Origin of the sequence: Gemmata palustris (assembly GCF_017939745.1) — a bacterium.
GTDB classification, from domain to species: domain Bacteria; phylum Planctomycetota; class Planctomycetia; order Gemmatales; family Gemmataceae; genus Gemmata; species Gemmata palustris.
Genome location: NZ_JAGKQQ010000001.1, coordinates 6,552,103 through 6,579,012 on the forward strand (window position 1 = coordinate 6,552,103; position 26,910 = coordinate 6,579,012).

Genomic DNA, 26,910 nt, shown 5'->3' on the forward strand with positions numbered 1-26,910 from the left:
CGCACAACCCCTGACAGCCGGCACGCAAATGACCGATCACCGTGGTTCGTGGGAGCCCGCCAGGGGTTGCGCTTCGCCTTCGGCTACGCTGCACCCCTGGCTACCATCGGTCGCCCCATCCGGGGCTACAAAGGCGTTTCGGATTCACATCACTTCGGGACCATCAGCGTGAATGGGGGTACGAACGCTTGCAGCGCGGTGAGGAGCCCAACGATGCCCGCAAGTAGGATGCTGTGCCCGATGACGGCTTTGAAGATGTCGGCTTCCTTGCCCACTTGATTCGTGCCCGCGGTCGCGACGCAGATGCTCTGCGCGTCGATCATTTTGCCCATCACCCCACCAGTGCTATTCGCAGTGCAAATCAGCGTTTGCGCCTGATCGAGCGTGAGGTGTCTCATCGCGTCGGCGTGGTGCGCGTTCCACACCTCGGTCGCGGTGATCTTCTGGAGCCCGCCGAATAGGGCGTTGCTTCCCGCGTCGGTGCCGGTCAGGAACACGCCGAGCCAGCCCAGCATCGCGGCGAAGAAAGGGTACAACACGCCGGTCGCGGCGAACGCCACGCCGAGGGTCGCGTCCATGCCCGCGTACTTGGTGACGTAACTCAATCCGAGCATGAACGCGATCGTCGGAATCGGTATTCGCATTTGGTACGCAGTTTTCCGCGCGAACGCTTTCATCTGCGCCCACGTCATATTCAGCAGCACCATCGAGAGTAAGGCCGCGAGCAACACCGGCGTGCCCGGGGCGGTCAGCCAGTTGAACCGGAAGACGGCCGATTCGAGCTTTTTCTCGTCGGGGGTACCCGGCGGGATCAGCCTCTCGGCGCGCACGACCTGCTTGTGCAGCCCGGGAATTTCGATGTCGTAGTACGTCTTCAGGCCGGACAGATCGAGCGCGTGGGATTTCTTCGTTACGGGGTCCGTTTCCAGGTATTTAACGTACCCGCTACCGACCAAACAGAGCGCCATCAAGATCCACGGCATCCACGCGAGCGCGACCGAGCCGACCGTGAGCGGCGGCTCCGCGTTCGCGGAATTCAGAGCGGGGAGTGCGGAGCGGAGGAGCTGTTCGACCTCTTCCCGCGCGTGCTCGGATTGCGGATCGTGTGGTTTGTCGGCGCTCCGCGCTCCGAACCCCGAACTCTGCGCTTCTTCCGGGAATCGCCACTCTTCGCGCGGCTTCCACACGAATTTGAGGAACAGTGCGAGTGTGACGAGTGAGAACAGCCCGCCGCCGATGTCGGTGAGCTGCCAGATCGGTGGGAGCCCGTAGGCGTGTGCGGTCGCGAAGAAGAACTGGAACAGCGCGAACGACCCGCCGCCCACGGCCAGCGCCGGCCAAATAGCCAGCGTCTGGCGCCACGAACACATGCACTTGACCATGTAGAACGGGATCAAACATGATAGAAACGGGAGTTGATGCCCGCACATGATACTAATTTTATCGGCGGACACTCCGCTTGATGTTTCGAGTGTGATAATCGGCACACCCAGCCCGCCATAACAAACCGGCGACGTGTTCGCGATCAAGCATATCACCGCGGCGCGGAACGGCGGAACACCCAAACCTACCAACATCGCGCCACAAATCGCGACCGGCGAACCGGCCCCGGCCGCGCCCTCCATGAACGCTCCGAACGCGAACCCGATTAGCACCGCCTGCACGCGGGCGTCTCGGCTGAGGCTGCCGATCGAGCGCCGGATGACCGTAAACTGGCCCGTTTCCACCGTCACGTTGTAGAGCAGCATCGCCGCGAACACGGTCCAGCCGATCGGCATCAGCCCGAACGCGGCCCCGTACCCGAACGACGCACCGGCCATGTCCAGCGGCATCCCGTACACGAGCCACGCGAGGACGATCGCCAGGACCGCGCCCGCGGCGCCGGCCCAGCTCGCGAGCCAGCGCCGCCCGACGAGGAGGTAAAAGAGCACCAGTACCGGCAGCGCGGCGACGACGGTCGAGAGGAGTGCGTACTCCCCGACCGGCAAAGGGTTTAAATCTTGGACGTAAGCAAACAGCATGGGAGAGACCTTGGGCAGCGTGAAAACCAGCCCGCGATGCTACCGTCGTTTGTGCAACGTGCCAAGTTTCAAGTTGCGGCGAGCCGGATTAGGTGCTGCGAGCCGGGGGCGGGAATTTGTCCCGTACCGCGGGTCCGAGGCGCAGGGGACGGGCGCGTTCGGACCGGTTCCGATTGTATCAATTGGGGGAACCGGTTGCGGGCCAAGTGGCATCAAATGCGGCTCCAATTCCATATGACCGTGTGAGATTCGCTGATAGGTAGAACTGGTACAACTGTTCGCTTCTCGTTAGACGTTAGATTGCCACGCAGATTCTCGATTTTCCGCCCCTTACCGACCTTGGTTTGCTTTCCCAAACTACTCGGCGCTGTCATATCTATCGCAGGCACATTGAGACCCACGGACGTAATCAGCGGCGAATGGATGGTCGCGACGGACGTGGGAGTGCCGAAACCCGGAGCTGTAAAGAGGGTCACCATGAGCGTTCTGCGTATCAAGGCGTGGATCATGACCGCCGCATGTGCGGGCTTGATCGGTTTGGCGGCCGGGGACGCACACGCGTTCTGCGGCAAGTTGTTCAGCAAGAAGGATCCCTGTGCCGACCCCTGTGCGAACCCGTGTGACAGCGGGAAGGGTGGCCTCCGCGGGCTGTTCGCCGGGCGCGGTGCGACCACCGTCGGCGATTGCAACCCGTGCGGCCCGACCGGCCCCGTGACGCCGGCCCCGGCGCCCGCGCCGGTCACGCAAAAGGTCAAGGTCACCGAGTGGGTGCCCACGGTCGTCGAAGAGACCGTGACGGTGCTGAAGCCGGTCACCAAGACGGAAACGTACACGGCGCACAAGTGGGAGTGCGTCCCCGAGACCGTCACCTGCCAGGTGACGGTGAACAAGCTGGTCACCGAGAACGTGGTCGAGAACCGGACGGTGACCGAGCGCGTCCCGGTGCAGAAGACGATCACCGTGAACGAGCGCGTCCCGGTGCAGAAGACCGTCACCGTGAACGAAACGCACTGGAAGTCGGTGATGGTGACGGAGATGAAGAGCAAGACCGTGACCCACAAGGTCTCGGTGCCGTACTGCAAGGAACTGCCCCCGTCGCTGTCCGACCGCCTGCACAAGATCTGCGACCCGTGCTACACGCCGTGCCCCCGCACCGTGAGCGGGTGCAAGACCGAAAAGCACCGCGAGACCGTGTGCGAACCGGTCACCGTGTGCAAGAAGGTCGCCGAGTGCGTGCCGGTGACGAAGACGATCTGCACCTATGAGTGCCGCCCGGTCCAGAAGACCGTCTGCACCTACGAGTGCGTGACCAAGGTGGTCCCGACGACCGTGTGCAAGACCAAGTGCGTGCCGACCGTCGAGACCGTCACCAAGACCGTCAACGTCCGCAAGTGCGTGGCTTACCAGGCGACCCGCCAGGTGACCGTGTGCGAACCCGTGCAGGAGAAGGTCAAGGTCACGAAGATGGTGGCCAAGGAAGTTGAGAAGGACGTGGTCGTGTCCAACGCCTGCAGCACCGGCTGCGACACCGCCTGCACCCCGGCCCGCGCCGGTCTGCTGGACCGCCTCAAGGCCGGCCTCGGTGGTCTGAAGGGCAAGTTCGGCAAGAAGCACAGCGACTGCGGGTGCGCTCCCGTGGCCCACGGTGCGGCCGCCGGCTGCTGCCACTAAGCCGACTAGCAACGAGCACGACTGACCGGGCCACCCGTTCGCCCGGTTGAGTCTCCCCGCCCAGGCTCCCTCACCTGGGCGGGGCTTTTTTCTTTGTTGTCAGTCGAAGGTCGTAAGGTCGAAAGTCATAAAGTCGAAGACACCCATTCCGGAAGTCTTCGACTTTATGACTTTCGACCTTACGACCTTCGACTGATTTGCGACTGACTTTCGACTCGACTGATGACCGCGTTACGGTACCGAAAACTCGCGCGCGGCTTTCTCGGCTTCTGCGGTCGCTCGTGCGTTGGGGTGCTGTTTCCGCAACTGGTCGAGCATGGCCTTCATCTGCGCCAGTGCTTGCTGATGCTTGGACTGGAAGGCCGGTTCCGCGGGGTTAATGCTCCCCTCTTGTCCCCGGAGCCTGCCGGCGAGCTTCTCGATTTCGGCCGCCTGGGTCCGGGCCTTCAACTCCGCGGCAACAGCCTTGTCGATGCGCAGGTTCGACACCAGGGTGGTTGCTTTGGTACCGACTGGGGTGTTCTTGAAGCTCACCACGAGTTTCTCGGCACCCATGAACGCACTCACCGGGTCGGTTTTCGCGCTCGCCTGGGCTTCCGTGAGGGCCTTCTGGCCCGGCGCGAGGATGAGTTCCTGGAGCTTCTTCGCCTTCGCCTTGATGTCTTCGTCGGAAGACGTTGTCAGCGGAGCCAACTTGGAGATGACAGAAACCGGGCTCGCTCCGGCCGCGAACGCATCCGCGACCGGCTTGAACGCTTTCGGCACCTCGTCTGCGCCGCACGCCGTCGTCAGGAGCAGTTTCCCGATTGCGGCGCGGACCGGCTCTTCGATGTCGTAGGCCGACCCGCGGTGGACGCACTTTCCGGTCGAATCGAACACCAGGGCGTGACCGCCGAGCTGGGACTTGAACTCGGTGCCGCTCCCCTCTTTCACGAAGGCGTTTTTGACGACCGTGGCCCGCGCGCTGCGCTTCTCCGCGTCCGCTTTGATTTGGTCGTCTTCGCGAACAATGGTGTTCGGGCACACGACCACCAATCCGTAGGGGCCCAGGTCGCCCTGGAGCCGGTCGAGGCGGTCCAGGACGTTCGCGTGCAACCCGCCCCAATACCCGATCAGAACGACCTTCCCGGCGAGCTTGTCGGCCGCCACATCGGGGCCAGAGATCACCGGGCCGAACTTCACATCCGTGGGGAGGGACAGGTCCAGGTTGCCCTTTTCCGCGTGCGGTGGGGGGGCTTTCGCCACCTTGCTCGCGGTGGCGCCGGACCAGAGCGCCTCCATCGTCTTGAACGTCACCGGGTCGTGCTTCTTCAACTCGTCGCGGTTGTGGGGGTAGTAGTGCAACCGGTCGAGGTAGGTGCAGCTCAGTTCGGCGAAGAACTCGCGCGGGTTGGTCGCGGCGTAGAAGTCCTTCTCGTAGAGCTTCCGCTCCATCGCCTGTTCGTAGGCGGACTTGATCCCGGCGTGGTCGTACCCGAACAATTGGTCGTGGACCGCGTGGGCGAATTCGTGGAGCAACAGGCACGAGGTGCGGGCGTCGTACTTCGGCTGGCGCTGTTCGGTCAGTGATTTGAGTGTGTGGACGGTGACCGCCTTGGCCTGGAGCGGGTGCCGGCCTTCCTTCACCATCTGTTGCGGACCGCCGCCGTAATACGACGCGAGCGCGGTCCCGGACCGGCCGTTGGACAGTGTGACCTTTTCGTCCCAGTCCACGAAGACCGTCAGCCGGCGGAGCAGATCGACCGCCTTCGGCGAGAGCATCTTGATGAGCAGTTTGCACTCGTATTCCAGAACCTCGAGCGGCGGGCGCTCGTACTTCGAGGCGTCCGCGTTCAGTGCCTCCTCGCTCATGAGGAAGGTGAACCCCTCGATCTTCTTCGTCTTGCGCCCGGCGACCGGTTCGTTCTTGTCGGCCTTCGCCGCTTTGTCGCCCGGTTTGGGCTGTGGTTTTGGTTCCTGGGCGCCGGCGGTGAGCCAAACGCAACTCGCCAGAGCGAGTAGGGCGGGCACGAAGCGCATACCAAGAACTCCCGGGGGCTATTTCGGTTCGGTTTCGTTCGATTAGTGTACGCGCGAAAATGAGGGAGCAAACGGCGCCGCTGGGGGCGCCCGGAAGGCGCGGGAGCGGGCGCGCACGGGTACACGAAATCTGGTACACTCACAGCACCGTTCGCTGGAGGTTTCGCATGATCCACCGTCTGGCCGTCGCCGTTATCGTTGTGCTCCTCGCCGGTTCGCCCGCGTTCGCTCAACTCGACCCCGAACCCAAGCAACCGTGTTTGTGGCGGGTCGTGATCTCGGTCAAGCCGCACCCGCTGTTGACGCAGGATTTCTGCGACCGGCTGAAGCGCGACATACTCGCCGCGCTGCAACCCGGGTTGGGGGGCCTCGGTACGGTCGAAGTGTCGGACCTCGCCGACCTCGTGCGCGACGGAAAGGAACCGCTGTGGCTGCAATTCGGCGAGAAGGGATTCGCGGCCTTGGACGCCCCGCGCGACCTCAGCGGCGCGAAGACACACTTCCTCAAAGTCGAGTACCGCGACGGCAAAGTTCACATGGAGTCGCGGCAGTACGACGGGTTTACGGGGCTTTCGTCCCCGGTCGTGCGCGCGCAATCGACGCGGGCGCTGGAGTTCGCGGGCCGCACCGCGGGGCTGATACTCGACCGCGATTTCGGGCTCGTGGGTACTGTGGAAGCCGTCGCCGGGAAACCGGACGAGGCGAAGGTACTGATTCGCGGCTCGGGGCTCGGTCCGGTAAAGGATCTCGTGCAAAACGGGGACGTGTTCGCCGTGGCCGCGGTCCGCAAGACGAACCGCCCGGCCCCGCCGCCGGTTCGCACCGCGACGGGCAAAATCATCAACCCGCCGCCGGGTTCGGTCCCGCCGCCCGGCCTCACTTCGACCCCGCGCGACTTCACGCTGCTGAAGGTGACCGATGTGGGTGCCGACGGCACGTGCCGGTGTGCGGTGCTCACGCGCTACCAGACCGCGATGCCCAGCACGGGCGGTGTCATCGGCTACCGTGCCATGAAACTGGGTACGGTGAAGGCCCCTGTTGCGGTGCGCCTGGTGAGCAGCGAGGGCACGGTATACAAGACCGCGTCGGCGGTGAACGTGCGAGCGAGCGACAGCGGTTTCGTGGTCGCCGGCGCGGGCGACCAGAAGGACGTGTGCAAGTTCCACTCACCGACGGCCCAGTTCCGTTCGGACCGCGCGCTATCGGGCGTCGCGTGCGTGACGGTCGCACTCGGGCCGTCGCAGGCGAAGCAGTTCCCGGTACCGATCCTCAACGACGAGCCGATCACGATTCCGTTCGACATCGACCCGGCGAAGGAGGAGCGGGCCGCGTTCGAGCGCTCGGTGCTCGCCGCGGCGAGTGCCGCGGCCGACGCCCGGCTCGCGCAGTCGGTGTGCTTCGATGCGGTCGCGGACCTCATTAAGAAACAGAAGAACGCCGAGGCACTGGCCCGCGTGAAGGGCGGGTTCGACAGCGCGGACGCTGCCGACAAGAGCCTGACAGACGAACTGGCCCGGCTCAAAGAGCAGTCGAAGACGGTCCAGAAGGCCGAGAGCGTGGACGCGATCTTGGCCAAGATGGGGCAGAACGTTGCCGCGCTGAAGGCGTACAACGAGCAACTCGCCAAGCACATCAAGTTGCTCGAGGAGATCGTGAAGCGCGAGAGCGACCCGACCATCGCGGCGCGCGAGGTCCAGGCGCAAGCGATCAACGCCCGGATCGCCATCCTCCTGGCCAGCGGCGACGTCGACGAGGCGCTCGCGGCCTACGACCAACTGTTCGCGCTGCTGCCCGGGGACGCGGAGGTGAAGAAGCGGAAGGACGAGCTCGCGGCCCAGTGGAAGATCAAGGACGATGCGCACCAGAAGGCCCGCGACTACATACTCAAAACGTGGCCCGCGATCGCGACGATCCCGGATTTCGACGAGAGCCTCAAGCACATTCGCACTGCGGTGGACGTGTGCAAGAAGCACGGCGACAAGTTGACGGTCCGCAAGCTGCTCACGGTGTTCCCCACGGCCGCGGTGAAACTCAACGAGCTGGTCGCCCCGCTCGACCCGGCGAGCGAGGCCGACCGCAAACTGGCCAAGACCGCGGAGGGCGTCGGTAAGGTGATGGGGGCGCTCGAACAGGAACTTCGCAAGTTTGTTGAGGGCTGAGCGGAAGGCAGATGGCAGAAGAAGGCAGAGCCGCGGATCAACGCAGATAACGCGGATCAGAGATCAGAGAACAGAGAACAGAGAACAGAGAACAGAGAACAGACGGCCGAGGTGTTGTTTTTGTCGCCCCGGATGGGCGTCCGATGGTAGCCAGGGGTGGAGCGCTAGCGCAACCCCCGGTAGACATCACACACAATCCCTGATAATCGGCACACAAATGACCGAGCCCCGTGAGGGGCGACAGGCCCAACTGAAGGCTCTGTCGCCCCTCACGGGGCTCGGTCTCATTTCGTTTATGAGTCCCGGGGTTCGTGGGAACCCGCAGGGGGCGCTGTGCCTTCGGCTGCGCTCCGCCCCTGGCTACCGTCGGTCGCCCCATCCGGGGCGACAAAAACAACACACACCTCGGCCGTCTGTTCTCTGTTCTCTGTTCTCTGTTCTCTGATCTCTGATGCTGATCGGCACTTCGCGTTACGGGGTCAAGCCGAAATCCCGAGCGTTGATGAAGTACGGTGTGCTGAAGTTGCGGTTCTTCGACGGCACTTTGGCGCGCTGCTTTTGGATCGCCGCTATGAACTGGATGATGGTATCCTGGACCTTCAGTTCGGAGTTGTTGTCGAGCAATTTCGCGCCGCTCAGGGTGTTCCCGCCCTTTACTTCCTTAATGAACGTCTGATCGATGGGGTTGAGGTTGAACGCCTTGGCCCGCCGCGGGTCGCCGACCAGCACTTCGTTGTAGAAGAACTCGCTCTGTTTTTTCCCGACCGCGTCTTTGTCCGCGTAGAGGAACAGCATCGGGTTGTTCTCGCGGATCTTGGGCGCGTAAGTGCTGATCCATTTTTTCGCGTTCGCTTCGGAGATGGAGGGCGGGCGGCTGGGGCTGAGCCACACGGCACCCGAGATGTCCTGCCCGCCCTCCGTCTGGAGTTGCCCGACGAGGGGTTGCGGCACGTAGTCGTAGCCGGGCACGCCCACCCCCAACTGGCCCTCTTTCGGGAACACCGCCGGGCGCTGCCACTCGGCCGCGAGCCACGCGACGCCCAGGGTGGCCGCGTCACCGGCCCCGATCAAGTAAATCGAACTACAATTCAGAGTCTTGTTGTCGTTCTTCGAGTCGAGGTGGACGCGGACCGCGGCCAGGTCGTTGAGGTATGCCGGGAGGTACCGGTCGGCCCGAGTCGGGCTCAGATCTTTGAAAAACAGTTCGTTCTTGAGCGGCTTCTTCGGGGGGCCGCCCTTGATGTACCCGTTGAAATTAACGGCGCCCCCGTTCAAGAACGGGTTGGTCCAGAACTTCTTCGGGTCCTTGATGTCCGTGCTCTTGCCGTGCCCGCGCCAGTCGAACCGGAACACGTGGTACCCCGACTCGTTGAGGCGCCCGGCGAGACCGGCCCAGTCCCCCTTCGTCATGTCCCGGTCCGGCCCGGGCGGGTACAGGAGGATCACCACCGGCGCGGTCGCCGCGTCCTTGGTGGTGGCGTGGAACAGGCCCTTCAGTTGCACGCCGTCCGCCGTCAAAAACGATTCCTCGGCCGGTGCCTCGCCCTTCGGCTGCGCCGCGACCGGTGCGGTGTGCAGGGTCGAGAGCCCGATCGCCGCAGCGAACGCAACCGGGGCAGCTAACCAGCGTCGCATGATCTGTCCTCGTGAGCGAGATGGGAGCGGTACATTGAGGAACGTATTTGGATCATACGTCGTTGGCGCGCGAGACGCCAGCGACGAGCGGTGGCCAAATGTAAGGCGCGAGTGCAAAAATTGAACACGCTGCGCTCGCCGCGGTTCCCCTTTACCCGATGAACTGTTCGAGAAACTTGCGGCTCTGGCGGAGCGCGCGCTGGCGCTCGGCGAGCGAGCCCTCGAACGCCCGGTCCTCCACTTCAATGCACACCGGGCCGGTGTATCCCACATCCGTCAGTGCGGCGAAGAACTCGCCCCATTTGACGTCGCCCAGCCCCGGCAGCTTCGGCACGTGCCAGCCCAGCCCGAGAACGCCCACGTCGTAGAGCCGGGCCGAATCGACGCGCTCGTCCTTCGCGTGAACGTGGACGATGCGCGACCCGAACTCGCGCACGGCGCGCCCGCAATCGATGAACTGCCAGACCAGGTGCGACGGGTCGAAGTTTAGTCCGAGGGGCGCGTCCGGGAACGTGTCGAACAGGCGCCGCCAGAGGGCCGGGCTGAACGCGACGTTTTTACCGCCGGGCCACTCGTTCTCACTGAACAGCATCGGGCAGTGCTCGATGCCGATCCGCACACCGGCCTCGTTCGCGGCGTCCAGCACGCGCGGCCACACCTGTTTGACGAGGTCGAAGTTCGCGTTCACCGTGCCGGCCGGGTCGCGCCCGATGAACGTGTTCACTAGGCCTACGTTGAGCTTCGCGGCCGCCTCGATCACTTTGATTAAATGGTCGCACACCAGAGCCCGGTGCGCGGGGTCCGGGTCGAGTGGGTTCGGGTAATAACCCAGGCCGGAGATGTTCACGCGGTGGATACGGAGCAGATCCTGAACGCTCGCGGCGGCCTCGTCGGTGAAGTTCGTCACGTCGAGGTGCGTGACGCCCGCGTACCGCCGGTCGGCGCGGCCCGGCGGCCAGCACATCAGTTCGACGCACGAGAACCCTTCGTCCGCCGCGAACGCTAACACCTGCTCGAGCGGTTGATCGCCCAGGATGGCCGACACGAATCCGAGTTGCATGAGATCTCCGAGTTATGGGTGCTCACGGCCGGCCCGCGGGCCGGCGCCGCGCTCGCGGTAAACTAAACACCGGAAACGGAATACTACTCGCTTTCTCATCAACGGATGACTGGACTGGCCGATTCAGATCGTCGATACTTATGCGGAAGATGTGCCCCGCCGCAGCATACCACTGTGTGCCACGAAAGAAAGAGGGTGTTCCGTGCATAGATTCAAAACTTGGGTATGGGTAGTCGCGATTGCGGGCGCAACAGCGCACCCCGCGTTCGCGCAGAACACCGGAAACACTGGGAATACCGGGACGAGTGGAACCAGCGGAACCAGCACCGGGAGCACTTTAGGGAGCAGTATCGGCAGCAGCCTGGGGAGCAGCACCCTGACCGGGTCGTCGTCGGCGATTCAAACGGTTACGGCCCCGGACCCGCCCAGCGCCCCGACCGGAACCGCGACCAGCTCGTCCGCGAAATCGAACTTCCTCTCGGGCTATTTCGCGAACCCGTATTACCAGGGGATTAACAACAAAGCGAGCTCCACCCCAGGGGGCTTCGGTGCGGCGCTTTACGGCACTACGGGCGCAACAGGCACGACCGGCCGGACGGGGGCCACGGGCGCCCGCGGCACGCAGAGCACTGCTAACCAGAGTGGCATTCTGATTCCGCTCCCGGTCCAGATCCACTACGCCGCTCAGATGCGGTTCCCCACGCCCCCCGTTCCTGCCATCAAGTTGCAGACGGACCTCCGGGGCATCATTGACGCGGGCGGATTTGCGAACTCGAAGAGCGTGCAAATCATCGCCGACGGGAACAACGTGATCCTCCGCGGGACCGTAAAAGATGACGAAGAGGCCCGACTCGCTGAAGGGCTCGTGCGCCTCACGCCCGGGGTCGGTAACATCACGAACGAGCTCACGTTCCCGGTCGCGAGCAAGTAACGCACGGCAGATTTGAGAGCCTTGAAGCCCGCGAACCGAGTTCGCGGGCTTCTTCGTTTCCGGTCGCGGATATAATAGACCACACGATCCGATTTCTCTGATGCAGGAAACCAGCATGGCGGGCGTTAACCCGTATATCCAGAAGGGGCCGGCGCCGAAGGCGACTCAGCCGTTCAAGGTCACATTCGTGGACGAATCGACGGGTCAATCGACCGAGGTTGCGGTCGATCCGGCCACGTTCCCACTCGGACACATCGGTCTGGAAGGCAGCGTTTTGGACATCGCCGACGGCGCGGGCCTTGAGATCAATCACTCGTGCGGCGGCGTGTGTGCGTGCTCGACGTGCCACGTGCGCATCGAGAAGGGCGGCGCGAGTTGCTCGCGCGCGACGGAAAACGAGGAAGACGAACTGGACAAGGCCCCGGACCTGTCGCCGGAGTCGCGGCTCGCGTGCCAGTGCGTGCCCAACGGCACCCAGGACCTGATCGTGCTCATCCCCAAGTGGAACCGGAACGAAGTCAAGGAAGCCGCCCACTGACCGGTTTCGTGCGGGGACTTGCCCTTTTTTCCCCGCCCGAGGGGGGCTAGACTTCCTCCCGCGCTCCGGTTGCCGCTCGCGGCACGACACGGATTTGGCCGCGGAAGGACGATCATGGCCACCGCCCCCAGCCCGAACGACTTGACCAGACAGCAGCTTGATGAGCTGGATGCGTTACTCCAGAAGATGCTGATGGTGCCGCTCGCGCCCACGGACGCGCCGGCCCCACCTCCGCCCCCAATGGCGCAACCGCCGCTGCCACCGAGCTGGCGCATCGACGCGCCCGCGCCGGCCCCGTCGCTCGCGCACCTAGCAATTGATGAACCACCGGCGTCACTGAAGTTCGAGCCGCCCGCGCCCGTTTTGCTCGCTCCGGTCGCGAAAACTCCGAAGCCCGCGCCCCCCATATCAACTCCCGTGCCGGCGCCGAAGTCGGTTCCCGTGCCGGCGCCCGTGGTCAAAGTCACGCCCCCGCCGGTTCCCGTGACGAAGTCGGCTCCAGTACCTCTGCAACCGAAAGTACACCCGCTTTTCCCGGTACCCGCGCCCGTGGCCCTGACGCCGGCCCCGCCGATGCCCCCGGTGCCGTTCGTGTTTCTTCCGCTCGTCGCGCTGAACGGCCTGTTCGATAACATTTGCGGGATGTTCGGCCCGCCGGGGCGCCTGATCCGCTCCGGGTTCGTCAAGAACCTGTTGGGTTTCGCCGGGCTGGGGCTGATCGCGTACACCATTCTTCGCGTGGCCCAGGTGCAAGGGTGGCTGTCACTTCCCGTCGTGCTTCCCTGGCCCAAGTGACTTGGCCCACGTGCGGTGGGTCATATAATCTTGAGAACCGACAATGTCGCCCGGCCGGTGGCGAACACCCGATGGGAGACCATTAGTTTCTCCTACCGGGCCGTGTCGTTTGCCCGGAGCCACTCCGCCGAGGCCCGCCGATGGCGTCTTCGCCGACGAACGATCCACCGCTCCCGCCGGTCAAACTCGACCCGCTCGCCGGTCTGCTCAGCTACTTCATCCCCGGACTCGGCCAGATCTACCAGGGGCGCGTGGGAAAGGGGCTCCTGTTCTTCGGCGGGCTGTACCTGCTCTTCTTCTACGGCATGTGGATGGGCCAGTGGCGGAACGTGTGGCTGCCCGAAACCGATGACCTGCCCGCGGTCGCGTTCGCGGGGACCGACCTCCCCGGTGTGGCCAAAGCCGTTTCTTACCGTCCGCAGTTCCTCGGCCAGTTCTGGATCGGCGCCGCCGCGTGGCCCGGAGTGTACCAGCACATCGCGTTCGACAAGGCGAAGGACGAAGGGCCGATCTTCGGGAAGTTCCAGCGGATGCCCGACGAAAAGGAACTGAACGACCTTCAGCGCAACGGTAACAAGCGGTGGGACTTGGGCTGGGTGTACACGGTGATCGCGGGCGTTCTGAACTTGCTCGTGATCTACGACGCCTTCGCCGGGCCGATGTTCCGCGAGGCCTCCCCGGAATGGGTCGGGGACGAAAGCGAGGACGCCTACACTGCGGCCCCTCGGCCCACAGTACCCGTCGTTCCGCCCCCTCCACCTCCAGCGCCCGCGCACTCGTTCAAGCCGCCCGCGCCCCCGGTCGAGGCTCCCGTCCACTCCGCGCCTCCCGCTCCGCCCACCGCACAAGGAGGCGCGTAATGAACCTTTCACTGTTCGCCGTGAGCATCTACTGGGATTTGCCGGTGCTGCTGGTGGTGGTGAGCCTGATTTACGCGGCCACGCGCCACGATCGCTGGGACAAGATCGTTCACGAGGCGACCGGGTGGGGGCTGCGCATCACGCTGTTCCTCGCGGGCATTGGCGTCGTGCTGTACCTGCTCTCGACGTACATTTAGCCGCGCAAATCGGGTGCTTAGAACGAGCCGCGACCGCAAGGGAGCGGGAAGCACAGGTCTGTCCCGGCCGGCTCCGAAGTTTCGCCGAACAAACCCGTCTGATCTTTCTGTTCGTGGCGCCGGTCTCTGGCGCGTTGAGGTGCTTGTGCCACGAGCAACGGGCACGCTCCCAATTCCTTATTGCTCTCAGTGTATCCAGGATGTCGCGCCCGCTCCCTTGCGGTCGCGGCTCGTTCACCCGCTACACCAATTCCGAAACGTCTACCGGTCGTTCGCCCGGAGACCTGCAACTTGTCTGATCGTGCCTTTTATCTGCGTTGATCCGCGGCGCCTCTTCGTCTCACGCCTTCATCTTCGCCACACGCAACTTCGCCGACCGCGAGCGCGGGTTCGCCCGGCGCTCCTCGAACGTCGAGCGGATCGCGTCCGGGCTGACGGCTTCGTACACGCCCGCCCGCAGCCCGTCACGGAACGCCGCTTTCACGAGCCGGTCTTCGCCACTGTGGAAGCTGATGATCGCCGCCACCCCGCCCGGCTTCAGGATGGTCGGCAGCACGCGCAGCAGTTGTTGAAGGTTCGCGAGTTCGCGGTTCGCGAGGATGCGGAGCGATTGGAAGACCCGCGTCGCCGGGCCGAGTAGCTGTTTCCGCTCGGGCGGCGCGCCCGGGCTGCGGTCCACACGCACGGGCGCAGCGCTTTCAATCAGTTCTCGCAGCTCCTTCGTTCGCTCGATCGGCTTCACTTCACGCTGCGCCACGATCGCGTCGGCAATGGCTTCCGCTTGTGGTTCGTCGCCGAATTCACTGAAGCACGCGGCGAGTTCGTCTTTCGAGAGCGTCGCGAGCAAATCGGCCGCGGTGCGCCCGCGGGTGCGGTCCATCCGCATGTCGAGCGGGCCGTCGCGCATGAACGAGAACCCGCGGGTGCGGTCGTCCACCTGCATGCTCGACATGCCGAGGTCCGCGAGCACGCCGTCGACTTGCGACACGCCCTCAATCGCGAGAACCGTAGGTAAGCCCGCGAAATTGGAGTGGTGCAGCGCGAACAGTCCGCCGGCGGCTTCGAGCTTCGCGCGGGCCGGTTCGATGTTCCCCGCATCAAGGTCGGTGGCGATGAGTAACCCGTCGGGGGAGACGCGCTGGAGCAGTTCGAGCGAGTGGCCCGCGAACCCGAGCGTGCAATCGACTATCGTTTGCCCCGGTTGCGGGTTCAGCGCAGCGAGCACTTCCGCGAGCATGACCGGTTTGTGCTCGCCCTCCGAGGTGGAGCGCCGGACGCGCTTCCGCCAGAACGGGCGCTTCTTCTTTTTCTTGGGTTGCTCGTCGGACATGAGGGGATTGTATCGGGATCGCGGTCCGCACGCCCTGTGAGCCGCGAACTCACTCTCCCGGCACGGGGTCGGTACCTTTGCCGGCGACGGTGCTCAGGCCGTACAGCACGCGCGGGTCAACGCCCGTGGTGAACGTTCGCACGCTCCCGTCGCACATGGCGAAGGCGGCGGTGCCCGGGAAATAACCCCCGAACTGCCCGTCAGCACCAATGAGCGGCCGCGCGCCGGGCGCATCATCCAGTCCGCGCAGTGTCGAGGGGCCGCCGCGGAGCCACGGGCCGACCTCGTTTCGCGTTTCGGCGAACAGTAGGGTTTGGCTGAGCCCGTCAACAGTGCGATCAAAGGGGGTAGGGGTGTCGTACCGCATCGCACCGGCGTGCGGCGAATCCACGGGAAGAGTCGCGGAATTCGCTCCGCGGCCACTAATCCCCACGTAACAGGTGATCGCAGCCGCATCGGGCGGTACTTCGGGCGTGTTCTCGGGGCACAGCAGGACCACGAGTCGCGTGCGCCCGGCGCGTTGGTTCGCGTCCGCGCTCCACGGCTTCGTGCGGTCGATGGCACTCAGGAGTTGCTCCGAGTTCACCCTCCGCTGGTCCATGCTCGGGAGCACGCCCACTACCCAACTGAGCCGGTCTTCCGGTGGCGTGCCGTACAGCGCAATAGTGCCGGCGGGGATTTCCGTGAGGAGCTTGCGCGCGTCGTTCTTCGGGTTCGGTTCGGTGTGGTGCGCGGCGAAGAGGGCGAGTTCCCGCAAATTGTTCTGCGACCCCACCACGTTCGCCTGGAGCCGCGCCTTCATGATGAACGGGACCGCCAGGGCCGCTACAACGAGTACGAGCAGCACGGCGCCGATGATAGTGACCCGACGATTCATCGCGACCCTCGCGAAATAGGAACCCATCTGGTTTACGCATTTCGCGGGCGAACGGTGCGGCGCGGCACTCGAAACGGACCTCGTTATGCGCTGGACCTTCGCGACCGCGGTTCTAATCGTGCCTTTCGCTCACGTGCGCGCGGACGAGCCGAAACCGGAAGCCGCCGACGCGGTGATAGCTGATGCGCTCAAGGCGTTTCAGGTGCCCGGCGCGGCACTCGTGGTCGTGCGCGGCGACCAGACGATTGTACTGAAGGGGTACGGGCACCGATCACTCGACACGAAGGCGCCGGTCACGCCGGACACCTCATTCCCGCTCGCGTCCTGCACGAAGCAATTCACTACGGCGCTCCTGGCGATGCTCGTCGATGAGGGGAGCCTGAATTGGGACGACCCGGTGAAGAAGCACCTGCCGAGTTTTAAGCTCTCCGATCCGAACGCGAACGCGCTGCTCACTGTCCGCGATCTCGTGACGCACCGCACCGGGCTCGCGAGTCACGATCTGCTGTGGTACCACGCGCCGTGGAGCATCGAACACACGCTGAAGCAAGTGCCGCTACTGCCGCTGGATTATCCGTTTCGGAGCGGCTACCGGTACAACAGCATCACGTTCATGGCAGCCGGGCGCATTGCCGAGCAGTGCGGAAAGGACAAGTGGGAGAAACTCGTTCGCGAGCGGATCGTTGATCCACTTGAAATGAAGGGCGTCACGTTCACGACAACGGCGATCGCGAAGGACGCCGACCGCGCGCTCGGCCACCAGCTCAACAAGGCCGGGAAGGTCGAGCGGATGCCGACTTACGAGATGAAGGAGCCGAACCCGTCCGGTTCGATGAACGCGACCGCACGTGACCTCGCCGCATGGCTGCAATTTCACGTCTCCGACGGGGTCGCTCCCAACGGAAAGCGGCTCGTTTCCTCAAAGCCGTTACTCGAAACCCGTTCGCCACAAAACGTGATGCGCCTGGAAGGTGCGGCAAAGTCGCAGTTCCCGGAGACGGTACAACTGAGCTACGCGATGGGCTGGGTGGTGAACGACTATCGCGGGCTGAAAGTCGTTGCTCACGGCGGCTTGATTGACGGGTTCCGCATTCAAATCACGCTCGTTCCGGACAAGGATTTGGGCTTCGCGGTGCTGACCAACTTGCACGACACGCGAATGCCGATGGCCGCGACGAACGCGCTTGTTGATTTGTACTGCGAGCTGAAGCCGAAAGATTGGAACGCTTATTTCCGTAAAGCGCTCGATGATGAGGCGGAAGCGAAGAAGGCCGCACTTGCGGCCCGTGACAAAACTCGCGATCCGACCGCGAAGCCGTCGCTCCCGCTGACCGACTTCGCGGGCAAGTACACGCACCCGGCCTACGGTACTGCGACCGTCACGCACGCCGACGACAAACTCACTGCGACCTTCAGTAACTTCACGTACCCGCTGGAGCACTACGAACGCGACACGTTCCGAATCACCGCCGGGCGCTTCGAGAACGAACTCGCCACGTTTACCGTGACAGATGGGAAGACGAAAGGATTGGCGCTGTCGGGGATCGAGTTCAAGTTCAAGAAATGACGGGCGCCGGCTTTCCCCGGGAACGCCTCGCCCGCGTTCCCGGGAAAAGCGAATCACCCGCCCGTGCCCGCGAGTGCCTCGTCGCGGTTGGGGTAGTTCGGGAGCACCTGCGTCAGCTTGGTCAGCGTCAACATCGAGAGCACCTCGTCGGTCGGGTTGCACACCGTGACCGCGCCCTCACCGCGCACTTGGTTCTGCAACCCGACCAATAGTCGGAGGCCGAGGCTCCCGGCGAATTCCAAATTGGTCAAATCGAACACGAACCGGCGCAGCCCCGCGCGGTACACTTCTTGAATCTGCGGGTGCAGTTCATCCACCGCGACCGGGTCCAGCTTGCCGATGAGCGCGATCACCACCGCGCGGTTGTCGGGAGTGAACTCGAACTGGCTGGTAAACGCCGGCTTCTTCGACATGGCGCACTCGTCTCGGGAGAGGAACGGACCCCAACCATGATACGATCTCCGGCGTGGGTCTTGCGCCGGGCGAAGTATAACGATGGCACCGCTCCCGGAGTACGTCAATGCTCTCCGTACTGCTCCTCGTTACGATCCCGCTCCCCGATCTTACCCCACGAGCGCCCAGCCCAAAAGACGTGCGCGCTGCGGTCGAAGCCGCGCTGCCCCAACTGAAAAAAGGCGCGACCGGGCACATCGAGCAAAAGACGTGCTTCGCGTGCCACAATCAGACACCGCCAATGCTGGCGTTCTCCACCGCGACCGGGCGCGGGTTCACCGTTCCGCCCGCACTGGTGAAGGCACAAGCGGAGCACATTTCGAGTTTCCTCGAAACGAACCGCGAGCGGTTCAAGGACGGGCGCGGGACCGGCGGGCAGGTGGACACGGCCGCGGCCGCGCTCTTCACGCTCGAACTCGCGGGGCACAAGCCGGACGAGAACACCGCAGCGGTGGTCGAGTTCCTCCTCAAAACGCAGTCCGATCGCGACCACTGGCACGCGAGCGGCAACCGCCCTCCGAGCGAAGCAAGTGACTTCAGCACGACCTACCTTGCGATACGAGGACTGAAGTTCTGGGGACCGCCGGCGAACGCGGACAAGCAAAAGGTCGCGAAGCGCACCGACGCGGCCCGCGCGTGGCTCGTGAAAACACCCGCGAAAGACACGGAAGATCGCGTGTTCCGCTTGCTCGCCCTCCAGGAATCCGGCGCAGACGCGAAAGAGGTAGCCGCCGCCGCGTGGGAATTGCAGGGCACGCAGCGCGCGGACGGTGGTTGGGCGCAGCTCGACGGCGGGCGCAGCGACGCCTACGCGACGGGTTCGGCACTGGTCGCGCTTCACTGGGCCGGTGGATTGAAGACCGATTCGCCCGCGTACCGAGCGGGGTTGGCTCACTTGCTGAAAGTGCAGCGCGCGGATGGGACGTGGTTCGTGAAGTCGCGCAGCAAGCCGTTTCAGCCGTACTACGAGAGCGGCTTCCCCTACGAAAAGGACCAGTTTATCGCAATTACCGCGAGCGGATGGGCAACGACTGCGCTTGTGCTGGCGTTGGAGAAGAAGTGAATCAAAAGAGAACCCGGGGTTGAAACCCCGGGCTATTCCCGGTGACCCCATTCGGGGTCCAAAAGGCAACGAACCCGTTGATTGTTTTGGCGGCCCCAACGGGGCCACCGGTAATAGCCCGGGGTTTCAACCCCGGGAGCGAAATGGCAACCCCGTGCTCTCTTTTGGTCCCTGGCACCCACAAAACCCGGGGTTGAACCCCCGGGCTCTCTTCTTGGTTCTCAGCACCCAGGTTCACTTCTTGATCGGCTTGTACTCGACCTTCTTGAACGTCATCACGCTACCCGGGTCGTGGCCCTGGAGCGCGAAGTGACCCTTCGTGTAGGTGTTGTTTGGGTCTTTGAAGTCCACCGTCTTCTTGCCGTTCACGATGATCGTGATGTGGTTGCCGTCGGCGATCACTTCTTGCGTGAAGAACTCGTCGGCCTTGTGCGGGGCGTCCTTCATCACGCAAATTTCCTTTCGGAACTCGCCGAGCTTCGTGCGGCCGTCCGGGTACAGGCTGCCGGTGCGGATCTGGTCGCCGTGCGTCGCGTTGATTTGGGCCTCGTAGCCGGCCGGGAAGCCCGGCTCGAACTTCGTGCGGAAGTATTGACCGCTGTTACCCTTATCGTTGATCTTCGCCTCGACGCGGTAGTGGAAGTTGTCGGCCTCGATTTCGGTGAAGATGTGGCTGGCCGGCCCGCCACCCACGATCAGCCCGTCCTTAATTTGCCAGAGAGTCACTTCCTTACCCGGGGTGCCGTCCTTCTTGTCCTTCTCGACACCGGCGAAGGCGATCACCTTCCCGGCCTCGTTCTTCGTCTCCTTCACACCCTTGAACTGGCCGCCCGGGGGGTTGGGGATCTTCCAGCCGGTAAAGTCTTTACCGTTGAACAGTTGCACCCATTCGTCGTCCGCGGCGCGGGCGGCGGGATCAGCGAGAACCGCAACGGCGCCGGCCGCGCACAGCGCGACCGTCATCAGCGAGCGGGAGAGGCATCGGGATTGCATACGTCGGCTCCAGTGAAAATCGGCAGAATCGCGGCCCCCGCGGTTCCCGGAGATGATCCTATTCGCACAAGTTGCGCCCCGCCACCACTCAGCAAGATCAACTGATACGATGCAACCGCACGAACCGAAAAAATTACCCAGAACGTGCAGTTTCCGTTGCCTAACATTTGAAACGCCAGTACGTTGTTTGTCGTCGAGCCTGCCTGGGCAGTTTGGGTAATCTTTATTGCCCTCCCGGTTCAAGCCGACTAATCAGGGCCGGGCCGGTTCGCAGCAGGGAAGTCGCGAGCGCCCCACTCCTAATCCCGTTAAGTGGAGGCTTCGCAATGAAACGGCGTTTGTTGGGTATGGCCCTCCTTGGGGCCGCGGTGTGGATGACGACCGGGGCCGCGTCGGGCTTCGGTGGGCGTAAGAAGGCCGACTGCAGTTCCCCGTGCGGCACGACCGCCGGGTGCGGCACCCCGTGCAGCAGCTACTCAGTGTCCTACGTCGATAAGAAGGTGACCGCGTACAAGACCGAGTGGGAGGCGAAGGACGTCAAGGTGACGGTGAACGAGTGGGTCACCTCCAAAGAAGACTACAAGTACTGGGTGAACGAGCCGGAAACGAAGAAGCAGAAGGTCAAGGTCAAGGAACAGGCGACCAAGGACGAAGCGTTCAAGTACTGGGTCAACGAGTGGGTGACCTCGAAAGAGAAGATCAAGGTCGCCGAGTGCAAGGCCGTCACGAAGGACGTGGAAGTCACGACCTACGACCTGAAGCCGACCGTGACGAAGCAGAAGCGGACGATCAGTGAGTGCGTGTGCGTGCCGGTCACCGTGACCTGCGCGGCCCCGGCCCCGAGCTGCGACAGCGGGCGCGGCGGGCTGTTCAGCCGGCTCTGCAAGAAGAAGAAGCACGACGACTGCGCCGCCCCCTGTGGGACCCCGTGCGACGCCCCGTGCGCCCCGGTCGTCACCAAGACCGTCATGCAGCGCCAACTGGTCACCAAGGAAATCGAAGTTGATGTGACCACCTACGAGAAGATCCCGAAGAAGAGCATCCAGAAGGTCACCACCAACGAAATCGTTTGGGTCGAGAAGGAAATCGACGTGAAGAAGTGCGTCGCGGTCGAAAAGACCGGTACCCGCAAGGTCTGCGTGTGGGTGGACGTCGAGAAAGACGTCGACGTGACGACGTGGAAGAAGGTCGAGAAGACCGGCACCCGCGACGTGCGGAAGTGCGTCGCGGTCGAGAAGACCGTCAAGCAGCAGTTCGCCAAGCAAGTGGCTTACGAGACGACCGTGAAGGTCGCCGTGTACACCCCGGTGGTGGTCCCGGCGCCCGCGCCGGTCCCGTGCGAAACCCCGTGCGCCAGCCCCTGCAGCACCACCGGGAGCAGCAAGCCGGCCCGCGGCGGCCTGTTCCGCGGTCACTGCTGCAAGTAAATCGTCTGCGAACTTGAGCTGACCCGACCCCCGGTCCGTGCCGGGGGTCTTTTCGTTTTCCAGGAGCGTGGATTCGGGAGTATCATCGGGCGAATCAAACCCGGAGGTTCCACGTGTTTCGCACACTTGCGTCTCTCACGCTCACCGCACTCTTCAGTTCCCTTGTTGCGATTCCCAGTTCGGCCGCCGAGCCGGAAAAATTCAAAGTGACCGCGCGCAAGGTCACCGAAGTCGAAGAGACGAGCACGGTGACCGACCCCACTACCAACGTCACTAAAACGGTGACCGCGAAACGGGGCGTTCCGACGAGCGTTACAGTTGAGATCGACCCGACGAAGACCGCCGTCGTGGTGTGCGACATGTGGGACGACCACTGGTGCCCGAGCGCGTCCAAGCGGTGCGCGGAACTCGCGAAACAGGCCGAGCCGGTACTGAAGGCGTGCCGCGAACGGGGAATGACCATCGTTCACTGCCCCTCGGACACGATGCCGTTCTACAAGGACCACCCGGCGCGCAAGCGGGTCGCGGACGTGAAGAAGGTTGCGCCGCCGAAGTCTAAAGACCGGTCCGACCCGCCGCTCCCGGTGGACGACACGGACGGCGGGTGTGATGACGAAAAGCCGGCCAAACAGTTCAAGGCGTGGAGCCGCCAGCACGCGGCCATCACCATCGACGAAAAGAAGGACTACATCACTGACAACGGGACCGAAGTGTACAGCATCATGAAGGAGAAGGGGATCGACACGCTCTTGGTGCTGGGCGTTCACACCAACATGTGCGTGCTGAACCGGACGTTCGCGATCAAGCAAATGGTGAAGTGGGACGTGCGGACGCTCCTGGTCCGCGACCTGACGGACGCGATGTACAACCCGAAGATGAAGCCGTTCGTGACCCACGATAAGGGCACGCAGCTCATCATCGAGCACATCGAAAAGCACTGGTGCCCGACGATCGAGCGCAAATCACTCCTCGGCACGAAATAACCGCAAGGGGGACGAATTGGTAGTTAAGGTGCCGGGGTGAGGTAGGCTGCTTCACCCCGGCACACCAAGCGGGTTACTTCACTTCCAAATCAATGACATTCTTTTGGCCGGCAGTTACATCTTTCTTCAATGGCGTTTTCGCAGGGTCACCTAACTCTGCCCGAAGGCGACTTTTCTTGCCCTTGGCGAAATCCTGTTCAAGTTCCGCACGAGGAGGCAACCTATCTGGGAACGCGGCTCGGTCTCGTAGAACAATCCGATAAGTTCCAACCGCTGCCCCTGGGCGAGCACCATCGTCTGTTTTGAGTACGTATTTACCATTCTCGTCTGTCTGGGCCGCGGATCGCGGGCCGGGACCGTCCGGGTGGAATTCGACTCGTATTTTGTCGAGCGGTTTCCCATTTTGCGTTATTGTTCCCTCGACTTCAGCGAACTGAATCCCGTCACCGCAACCGGCTAATCCGGCCAAGCAGCAAGCAAATGCACTAGTAGCCCAATATCGCGTGGAGTTGTGCTTCATTTGTGCCGGCTCCTCGGTTAGTAATCACCAGAGATAACTTCTCCACCGGCCCGGGTACCCAATTTCTGGAGCGTGGGCAGGTCGATCGAGTCACGGATGAACCGAACTGAACCATCGGACAAAGCGAAGTTCGCGCCCCCCGTGTGCCCACTCCCGTAGGCGTTCATCCGGTCCTCGACATCGACGTCCGTTGCGGAAGCCAGTTTCCCCGGAGCCCAGCGGTAATTGATTCGCACCGAGGTGCCCAAAAATACGTCGGCCGTCCCACCGAACCAGCACCATCCCCAGTCCGTAATCGGATCGTATTTATCAAACTCGGGATCGAAATAGTGCCGCTCACCGATCAGCAAAGTATTACTCGTCCCGTCAGTGATTGCCAGAAGGCTGAATTGCTTGTTTTGGACGAACACACCATCCTGGTAGTCGAAGTGACTCGGCCGAACTGCGATCCCACCGGTGTACCCACCGCGATTGTACCCCCGTGTACCTGCTGACCCAAGATAGTGCGTAATGAAATACTGGCCGTCTGGATTTAGTGAATTGCTGGAATTTGGATTAGATGGGCAGACCAAAGTCTTAACCTTCTGCTTCTGAAAGTACCAACCTGGCCCGAAGTCGACCCCGTTCTCGTCGCGGCGGTTGGCATTGAAATCGTACTCGTTCCACCGACGGAAGAGGGCGTCTTGCTCGATGTACGGCAGGAGTTGGTGCATCAGCGCGAACCGCCGATACAGCCCCTGCCCGTTCGGCTGCTCCGGAGACGGCCAGTTGGAAAGCGGGTTGCTGTTCGGTTGATGGCGCAGGATGCCATACGGCAACTTGTCATACGCACTTTGGTAACTGTGGCAGGCGATGGCCAGTTGTTTGAGGTTGTTGCTACAGGTCATGCGCGCGGCAGCTTCGCGCACCTTCTGAACAGCCGGGAGAAGGAGCCCGATGAGGATGGCGATAATCGCGATCACCACCAACAGCTCGATCAGCGTGAACGCCACGCGACCGCGCACACGTACACTCGCGCGAAACATAGGGGCCTCCGACATGACTTGGGACGAGGAGACCGAACACGAAGATTTGACGACCCGAATGATAACATTCTACGTCCGAAAATCAATACGACCGAAGTGTGAAATTCGTCTTAAGGTCTCGGGCGTGGGATTTGGCGCGTCGCGAGCGAATTCATGCACCGTGGCGGGCCGGTGACTGCCCTCGCGCCAAACAACTCGCGTTACCCCTGCGCGCACTTCCCGATAAGATTCCCGGATCGGAACCGGGAACCGCGCGAGGGATTCATGAGCGATCACTACATCTTCAACATTCGCGAACTGACCAAGCACTACGGCAAGAAGGAGATCCTGAAGAATATCAACCTGAACTTCTATCCCGGGGCCAAGATCGGCGTGATCGGCTCCAACGGGGCCGGGAAGTCCACGCTCCTGAAGATCATGGCGGGCGTGGACAAGGAGTTCATGGGTGAGGCGCGGCCGCACGCGGGGGCCACCATCGGCTACGTCCCCCAGGAGCCGCACCTCACGGCCGGTAAGTCCGTGCTGGAGAACGTCGAAGAGGCCGTTGCACCGATCCGCGCGTTGCTGAGGCGCCAGGAGGAGATCGGCGAGGCGATGGGCGACCCGGACGCGGACTTCGAGAAGCTGTCCGACCAGATGGAGAAGGTGCAAACCCAGATCGACGCGACCAACGCCTACGAACTCGACCGCACGCTCGAAATGGCAATGGACGCAATGCGGCTCCCGCCCTCGGACGCTCCCGTCGAACGGCTCTCCGGCGGCGAACGGCGCCGCGTCGCGCTGTGCAAGACGCTCCTCCAGCGCCACGACCTGCTTTTGCTCGACGAACCGACGAACCACCTCGACGCGGAGAGCGTGGAGTGGCTCGAACACCACCTCGCGGCGTACCCCGGGGCGGTGGTCGCGGTCACCCACGACCGGTACTTCCTCGACAACGTCGCGAAATGGATTCTCGAACTCGACTACGGGCGCGGGTACCCCTACGAGGGCAACTACTCCGGGTGGCTGGACCAGAAGCGGCGCCGACTCGCGGTCTCGGAGAAGCAAGAAAGCGCCCGGCAGAAGCAACTCGAGCGCGAGTTGGAGTGGGCCAAGAGTTCCCCGCGGGCGCGCATGGCGAAGAGCAAGGCCCGGCTCGCGGCGATCGACAAGTTGCAGGAACAGGTGATCGACGAGGACGAAAAGGAACTGACGATCCAGATCCCGTCCGGTCCGCCGCTCGGCGACTTGGTGGTGCGGGCCGAGGGCGTGAAAAAGGGGTACGACGACGTGCTCCTGTACGACGACCTCACGTTCAACTTGCCCAAGGGCGGTATCGTCGGCATCATCGGGCCGAACGGCGCGGGTAAGACGACGCTGTTCAAGATGATCGTCGGCCAGGAGCAGCCCGACGACGGGAAGCTCACTGTCGGGACAACGGTGAAAGTCGCGCACGTGGACCAAAATCGCGACGCGCTGAACCCGAACAATACCGTGTTCGAGGAGATCACGGGCGGGTCGGACTACATCATCCTGGGCAAACAGCGGATCGCGAGCCGCGCGTACTGCGCGAAGTTCAACTTCAAGGGGCCGGACCAGCAGAAGGTGGTCGGGAGCTGCTCCGGCGGCGAGCGGAACCGAATTCACCTCGCGAAGCTGTTGCGCAGCGGCGGCAATTTGCTGTTACTAGACGAGCCGACCAACGACCTCGACGTGGACACGCTCCGTGCGCTGGAGGAAGCGCTCATCAACTTCTCCGGCTGTGCGGTGGTGATCTCGCACGACCGCTGGTTCCTGGACCGCATCGCGACGCACATCCTGGCATTCGAGGGCGACAGCAAGGTGGTCTGGTGCGAAGGGAACTTTGAAGTGTATGAAGAGCAGCGCCGCGCGCGGTTGGGCGCGGCCGCCGATCTGCCGACCCGGATCAAGTACCGGAAACTCACGACGTAAAGTCCGGGTACACCGGGTGTCGCGGTTCGGGTGCCGGCGAAATACCGGCACCCGTGCATCGTTTTCACGACAGATTTGATGGACCCGACACCCGACAGGCACAGCGATTCTCCATGATCGAACTTCTCGACGCCGTAAAGACTTACACCCAGGGGCGGCGGACCGTGAACGCCGTCCGCGGCGTCACGCTCCGCGTCAAAACCGGTGAGTTCGTCACCATCATGGGACCGTCGGGGTCGGGCAAGTCCACCTTGATGCACCTGATGGGCGCCCTCGACACGCCCAGCGGCGGCCGGGCCGTGTTCCACGGGCAAGACCTGCAAACGATGTCAGACCGGCAGCGGTCGCTGCTCCGACGCGACCGGATCGGGTTCGTGTTCCAGGCGTTCAACCTGCTCCCCACACTCACCGGTGCGGAGAACGTCGCGCTGCCGCTGTTGCTCGCTGGTACCAATCGGGGTGTCGCCCTCACTCGCGCTGCAGAGTGTTTGGAGCGGGTCAACCTCGCACACCGTGCGGACCACTTCCCGGACGAGATGTCTGGTGGAGAGATGCAGCGCGTGGCCGTGGCGCGGGCGCTGGTCGCGGACCCGGAAGCGGTGCTGTGTGACGAGCCGACCGGGAACCTCGACACCGCCACGAGCCGCGAAATCCTCACGCTGCTCTCCAAGCTCCCCGAACCGGGCAAGCGCGCGGTCATCATGGTGACCCACGACCCCAACGGCGCGTCCTACGGCACCCGCCTCGTGAGGATTCGCGACGGAGTGATCGAGTCCGACGAGCCGGTCGTGCGTCATTAATCATTGGTCTTTGGGACGGGCCGGGAGCGGGCGCCGCACATTCGCGCCCGCCGA

Annotated in this window: 22 protein-coding genes; 13 read left to right on the forward strand and 9 right to left on the reverse strand. The window is 63.3% G+C overall.

What is annotated here, in order from left to right; genetic code table 11:
* Positions 1 to 149: 149 nt before the first annotated feature.
* Positions 150 to 2,021: an L-lactate permease gene (locus tag J8F10_RS27310; protein WP_210659422.1), complete on the reverse strand. Its 1,872-nt coding sequence runs from the start codon at positions 2,019 to 2,021 to the stop codon at positions 150 to 152.
* A 477-nt stretch (positions 2,022 to 2,498) separates the two neighbouring features.
* On the opposite strand from J8F10_RS27310, the gene J8F10_RS27315 reads away from it, so the two are divergent.
* The gene (locus J8F10_RS27315) at positions 2,499 to 3,692 is read left to right on the forward strand and encodes a hypothetical protein (RefSeq protein ID WP_210659424.1); all 1,194 of its coding nucleotides are present in this window, start codon (positions 2,499 to 2,501) and stop codon (positions 3,690 to 3,692) included.
* Between the two features lie 231 nt (positions 3,693 to 3,923).
* Here the strand turns inward: J8F10_RS27315 and J8F10_RS27320 are convergent, their stop codons facing one another.
* The gene (locus J8F10_RS27320) at positions 3,924 to 5,711 is read right to left on the reverse strand and encodes a hypothetical protein (protein ID WP_210659426.1); all 1,788 of its coding nucleotides are present in this window, start codon (positions 5,709 to 5,711) and stop codon (positions 3,924 to 3,926) included.
* A gap of 167 nt (positions 5,712 to 5,878) precedes the next feature.
* On the opposite strand from J8F10_RS27320, the gene J8F10_RS27325 reads away from it, so the two are divergent.
* On the forward strand, positions 5,879 to 7,870 hold the full coding sequence (locus J8F10_RS27325) for a tetratricopeptide repeat protein (RefSeq protein WP_210659428.1): 1,992 nt from the start codon (positions 5,879 to 5,881) through the stop codon (positions 7,868 to 7,870).
* Positions 7,871 to 8,341: 471 nt separating this feature from the next.
* Here J8F10_RS27325 and J8F10_RS27330 read toward each other — a convergent pair whose 3' ends face one another.
* Complete coding sequence (locus tag J8F10_RS27330; protein ID WP_210659431.1) at positions 8,342 to 9,505, reverse strand: alpha/beta hydrolase; 1,164 nt, start codon at positions 9,503 to 9,505, stop codon at positions 8,342 to 8,344.
* Between the two features lie 151 nt (positions 9,506 to 9,656).
* Positions 9,657 to 10,565, reverse strand: coding sequence for a sugar phosphate isomerase/epimerase family protein (locus J8F10_RS27335; protein WP_210659433.1), 909 nt, complete (start codon positions 10,563 to 10,565; stop codon positions 9,657 to 9,659).
* Positions 10,566 to 10,767: 202 nt separating this feature from the next.
* Here J8F10_RS27335 and J8F10_RS40415 point away from each other — a divergent pair, with 202 nt between their 5' ends.
* From J8F10_RS40415 to J8F10_RS27360, 5 genes are all read left to right on the forward strand, one after another.
* On the forward strand, positions 10,768 to 11,496 hold the full coding sequence (locus tag J8F10_RS40415) for a BON domain-containing protein (RefSeq protein ID WP_210659435.1): 729 nt from the start codon (positions 10,768 to 10,770) through the stop codon (positions 11,494 to 11,496).
* Positions 11,497 to 11,611: 115 nt separating this feature from the next.
* A complete protein-coding gene (locus J8F10_RS27345) occupies positions 11,612 to 12,034 on the forward strand; it encodes a 2Fe-2S iron-sulfur cluster-binding protein (RefSeq protein WP_210659437.1) in 423 nt (140 codons plus the stop codon).
* 114 nt (positions 12,035 to 12,148) lie between these two features.
* Positions 12,149 to 12,829 (forward strand): hypothetical protein, encoded by a 681-nt coding sequence (locus tag J8F10_RS27350; RefSeq protein ID WP_210659439.1) that lies wholly within the window; start codon positions 12,149 to 12,151, stop codon positions 12,827 to 12,829.
* Positions 12,830 to 12,969: 140 nt separating this feature from the next.
* Positions 12,970 to 13,689, forward strand: a complete 720-nt coding sequence (locus J8F10_RS27355) for a DUF6677 family protein (RefSeq protein WP_210659440.1) — start codon at positions 12,970 to 12,972, stop codon at positions 13,687 to 13,689.
* Entirely contained in the window at positions 13,689 to 13,886 is a 198-nt protein-coding gene (locus tag J8F10_RS27360; protein WP_210659442.1) for a hypothetical protein, read from the forward strand. The genes J8F10_RS27355 and J8F10_RS27360 overlap by 1 nt, the downstream gene beginning before the upstream one ends.
* Before the next feature lie 340 nt (positions 13,887 to 14,226).
* Here the strand turns inward: J8F10_RS27360 and rsmH are convergent, their stop codons facing one another.
* Together rsmH and J8F10_RS27370 are read right to left on the reverse strand one after the other, a co-directional pair.
* Positions 14,227 to 15,216 (reverse strand): 16S rRNA (cytosine(1402)-N(4))-methyltransferase RsmH, encoded by a 990-nt coding sequence (rsmH, locus tag J8F10_RS27365; protein ID WP_210659444.1) that lies wholly within the window; start codon positions 15,214 to 15,216, stop codon positions 14,227 to 14,229.
* A 49-nt stretch (positions 15,217 to 15,265) separates the two neighbouring features.
* Positions 15,266 to 16,093: a DUF1559 family PulG-like putative transporter gene (locus tag J8F10_RS27370; RefSeq protein WP_210659446.1), complete on the reverse strand. Its 828-nt coding sequence runs from the start codon at positions 16,091 to 16,093 to the stop codon at positions 15,266 to 15,268.
* An 85-nt stretch (positions 16,094 to 16,178) separates the two neighbouring features.
* On the opposite strand from J8F10_RS27370, the gene J8F10_RS27375 reads away from it, so the two are divergent.
* Positions 16,179 to 17,660, forward strand: coding sequence for a serine hydrolase (locus tag J8F10_RS27375; protein ID WP_210659447.1), 1,482 nt, complete (start codon positions 16,179 to 16,181; stop codon positions 17,658 to 17,660).
* A 53-nt stretch (positions 17,661 to 17,713) separates the two neighbouring features.
* Here the strand turns inward: J8F10_RS27375 and J8F10_RS27380 are convergent, their stop codons facing one another.
* Positions 17,714 to 18,073 (reverse strand): STAS domain-containing protein, encoded by a 360-nt coding sequence (locus J8F10_RS27380; protein WP_210659449.1) that lies wholly within the window; start codon positions 18,071 to 18,073, stop codon positions 17,714 to 17,716.
* 107 nt (positions 18,074 to 18,180) lie between these two features.
* Here J8F10_RS27380 and J8F10_RS27385 point away from each other — a divergent pair, with 107 nt between their 5' ends.
* Positions 18,181 to 19,176: a prenyltransferase/squalene oxidase repeat-containing protein gene (locus J8F10_RS27385; protein ID WP_210659452.1), complete on the forward strand. Its 996-nt coding sequence runs from the start codon at positions 18,181 to 18,183 to the stop codon at positions 19,174 to 19,176.
* A 234-nt stretch (positions 19,177 to 19,410) separates the two neighbouring features.
* Here J8F10_RS27385 and J8F10_RS27390 read toward each other — a convergent pair whose 3' ends face one another.
* Positions 19,411 to 20,169 (reverse strand): 3-keto-disaccharide hydrolase, encoded by a 759-nt coding sequence (locus tag J8F10_RS27390; protein WP_210659454.1) that lies wholly within the window; start codon positions 20,167 to 20,169, stop codon positions 19,411 to 19,413.
* 326 nt (positions 20,170 to 20,495) lie between these two features.
* On the opposite strand from J8F10_RS27390, the gene J8F10_RS27395 reads away from it, so the two are divergent.
* Entirely contained in the window at positions 20,496 to 21,596 is a 1,101-nt protein-coding gene (locus tag J8F10_RS27395; RefSeq protein WP_210659456.1) for a hypothetical protein, read from the forward strand.
* A gap of 113 nt (positions 21,597 to 21,709) precedes the next feature.
* Positions 21,710 to 22,579, forward strand: a complete 870-nt coding sequence (locus J8F10_RS27400) for an isochorismatase family protein (RefSeq protein ID WP_315854171.1) — start codon at positions 21,710 to 21,712, stop codon at positions 22,577 to 22,579.
* 537 nt (positions 22,580 to 23,116) lie between these two features.
* Here the strand turns inward: J8F10_RS27400 and J8F10_RS27405 are convergent.
* Positions 23,117 to 24,124, reverse strand: a complete 1,008-nt coding sequence (locus tag J8F10_RS27405; RefSeq protein ID WP_210659459.1) for a DUF1559 domain-containing protein — start codon at positions 24,122 to 24,124, stop codon at positions 23,117 to 23,119.
* A gap of 264 nt (positions 24,125 to 24,388) precedes the next feature.
* On the opposite strand from J8F10_RS27405, the gene ettA reads away from it, so the two are divergent.
* Together ettA and J8F10_RS27415 are read left to right on the forward strand one after the other, a co-directional pair.
* Positions 24,389 to 26,056 carry an energy-dependent translational throttle protein EttA gene (gene ettA, locus J8F10_RS27410; protein ID WP_210659461.1) on the forward strand — a complete coding sequence of 556 codons (1,668 nt, stop codon included), beginning with the start codon at positions 24,389 to 24,391 and terminating at the stop codon, positions 26,054 to 26,056.
* Between the two features lie 113 nt (positions 26,057 to 26,169).
* Positions 26,170 to 26,856 (forward strand): ABC transporter ATP-binding protein, encoded by a 687-nt coding sequence (locus tag J8F10_RS27415; RefSeq protein ID WP_210659463.1) that lies wholly within the window; start codon positions 26,170 to 26,172, stop codon positions 26,854 to 26,856.
* The last annotated feature ends 54 nt before the right edge of the window (positions 26,857 to 26,910 follow it).

Bases quoted from the DNA above. Each gene is read 5' to 3' on its own strand.
- J8F10_RS27310 (WP_210659422.1), bottom strand. From the start codon at position 2,021: ATGCTGTTTGCTTACGTCCAAGATTTAAACCCTTTGCCGGTCGGGGAG.
- J8F10_RS27315 (WP_210659424.1), top strand. From the start codon at position 2,499: ATGAGCGTTCTGCGTATCAAGGCGTGGATCATGACCGCCGCATGTGCG.
- J8F10_RS27320 (WP_210659426.1), bottom strand. From the start codon at position 5,711: ATGCGCTTCGTGCCCGCCCTACTCGCTCTGGCGAGTTGCGTTTGGCTC.
- J8F10_RS27325 (WP_210659428.1), top strand. From the start codon at position 5,879: ATGATCCACCGTCTGGCCGTCGCCGTTATCGTTGTGCTCCTCGCCGGT.
- J8F10_RS27330 (WP_210659431.1), bottom strand. From the start codon at position 9,505: ATGCGACGCTGGTTAGCTGCCCCGGTTGCGTTCGCTGCGGCGATCGGG.
- J8F10_RS27335 (WP_210659433.1), bottom strand. From the start codon at position 10,565: ATGCAACTCGGATTCGTGTCGGCCATCCTGGGCGATCAACCGCTCGAG.
- J8F10_RS27345 (WP_210659437.1), top strand. From the start codon at position 11,612: ATGGCGGGCGTTAACCCGTATATCCAGAAGGGGCCGGCGCCGAAGGCG.
- J8F10_RS27350 (WP_210659439.1), top strand. From the start codon at position 12,149: ATGGCCACCGCCCCCAGCCCGAACGACTTGACCAGACAGCAGCTTGAT.
- J8F10_RS27355 (WP_210659440.1), top strand. From the start codon at position 12,970: ATGGCGTCTTCGCCGACGAACGATCCACCGCTCCCGCCGGTCAAACTC.
- J8F10_RS27360 (WP_210659442.1), top strand. From the start codon at position 13,689: ATGAACCTTTCACTGTTCGCCGTGAGCATCTACTGGGATTTGCCGGTG.
- rsmH (WP_210659444.1), bottom strand. From the start codon at position 15,216: ATGTCCGACGAGCAACCCAAGAAAAAGAAGAAGCGCCCGTTCTGGCGG.
- J8F10_RS27370 (WP_210659446.1), bottom strand. From the start codon at position 16,093: ATGAATCGTCGGGTCACTATCATCGGCGCCGTGCTGCTCGTACTCGTT.
- J8F10_RS27375 (WP_210659447.1), top strand. From the start codon at position 16,179: ATGCGCTGGACCTTCGCGACCGCGGTTCTAATCGTGCCTTTCGCTCAC.
- J8F10_RS27380 (WP_210659449.1), bottom strand. From the start codon at position 18,073: ATGTCGAAGAAGCCGGCGTTTACCAGCCAGTTCGAGTTCACTCCCGAC.
- J8F10_RS27385 (WP_210659452.1), top strand. From the start codon at position 18,181: ATGCTCTCCGTACTGCTCCTCGTTACGATCCCGCTCCCCGATCTTACC.
- J8F10_RS27390 (WP_210659454.1), bottom strand. From the start codon at position 20,169: ATGCAATCCCGATGCCTCTCCCGCTCGCTGATGACGGTCGCGCTGTGC.
- J8F10_RS27395 (WP_210659456.1), top strand. From the start codon at position 20,496: ATGAAACGGCGTTTGTTGGGTATGGCCCTCCTTGGGGCCGCGGTGTGG.
- J8F10_RS27405 (WP_210659459.1), bottom strand. From the start codon at position 24,124: ATGTTTCGCGCGAGTGTACGTGTGCGCGGTCGCGTGGCGTTCACGCTG.
- ettA (WP_210659461.1), top strand. From the start codon at position 24,389: ATGAGCGATCACTACATCTTCAACATTCGCGAACTGACCAAGCACTAC.
- J8F10_RS27415 (WP_210659463.1), top strand. From the start codon at position 26,170: ATGATCGAACTTCTCGACGCCGTAAAGACTTACACCCAGGGGCGGCGG.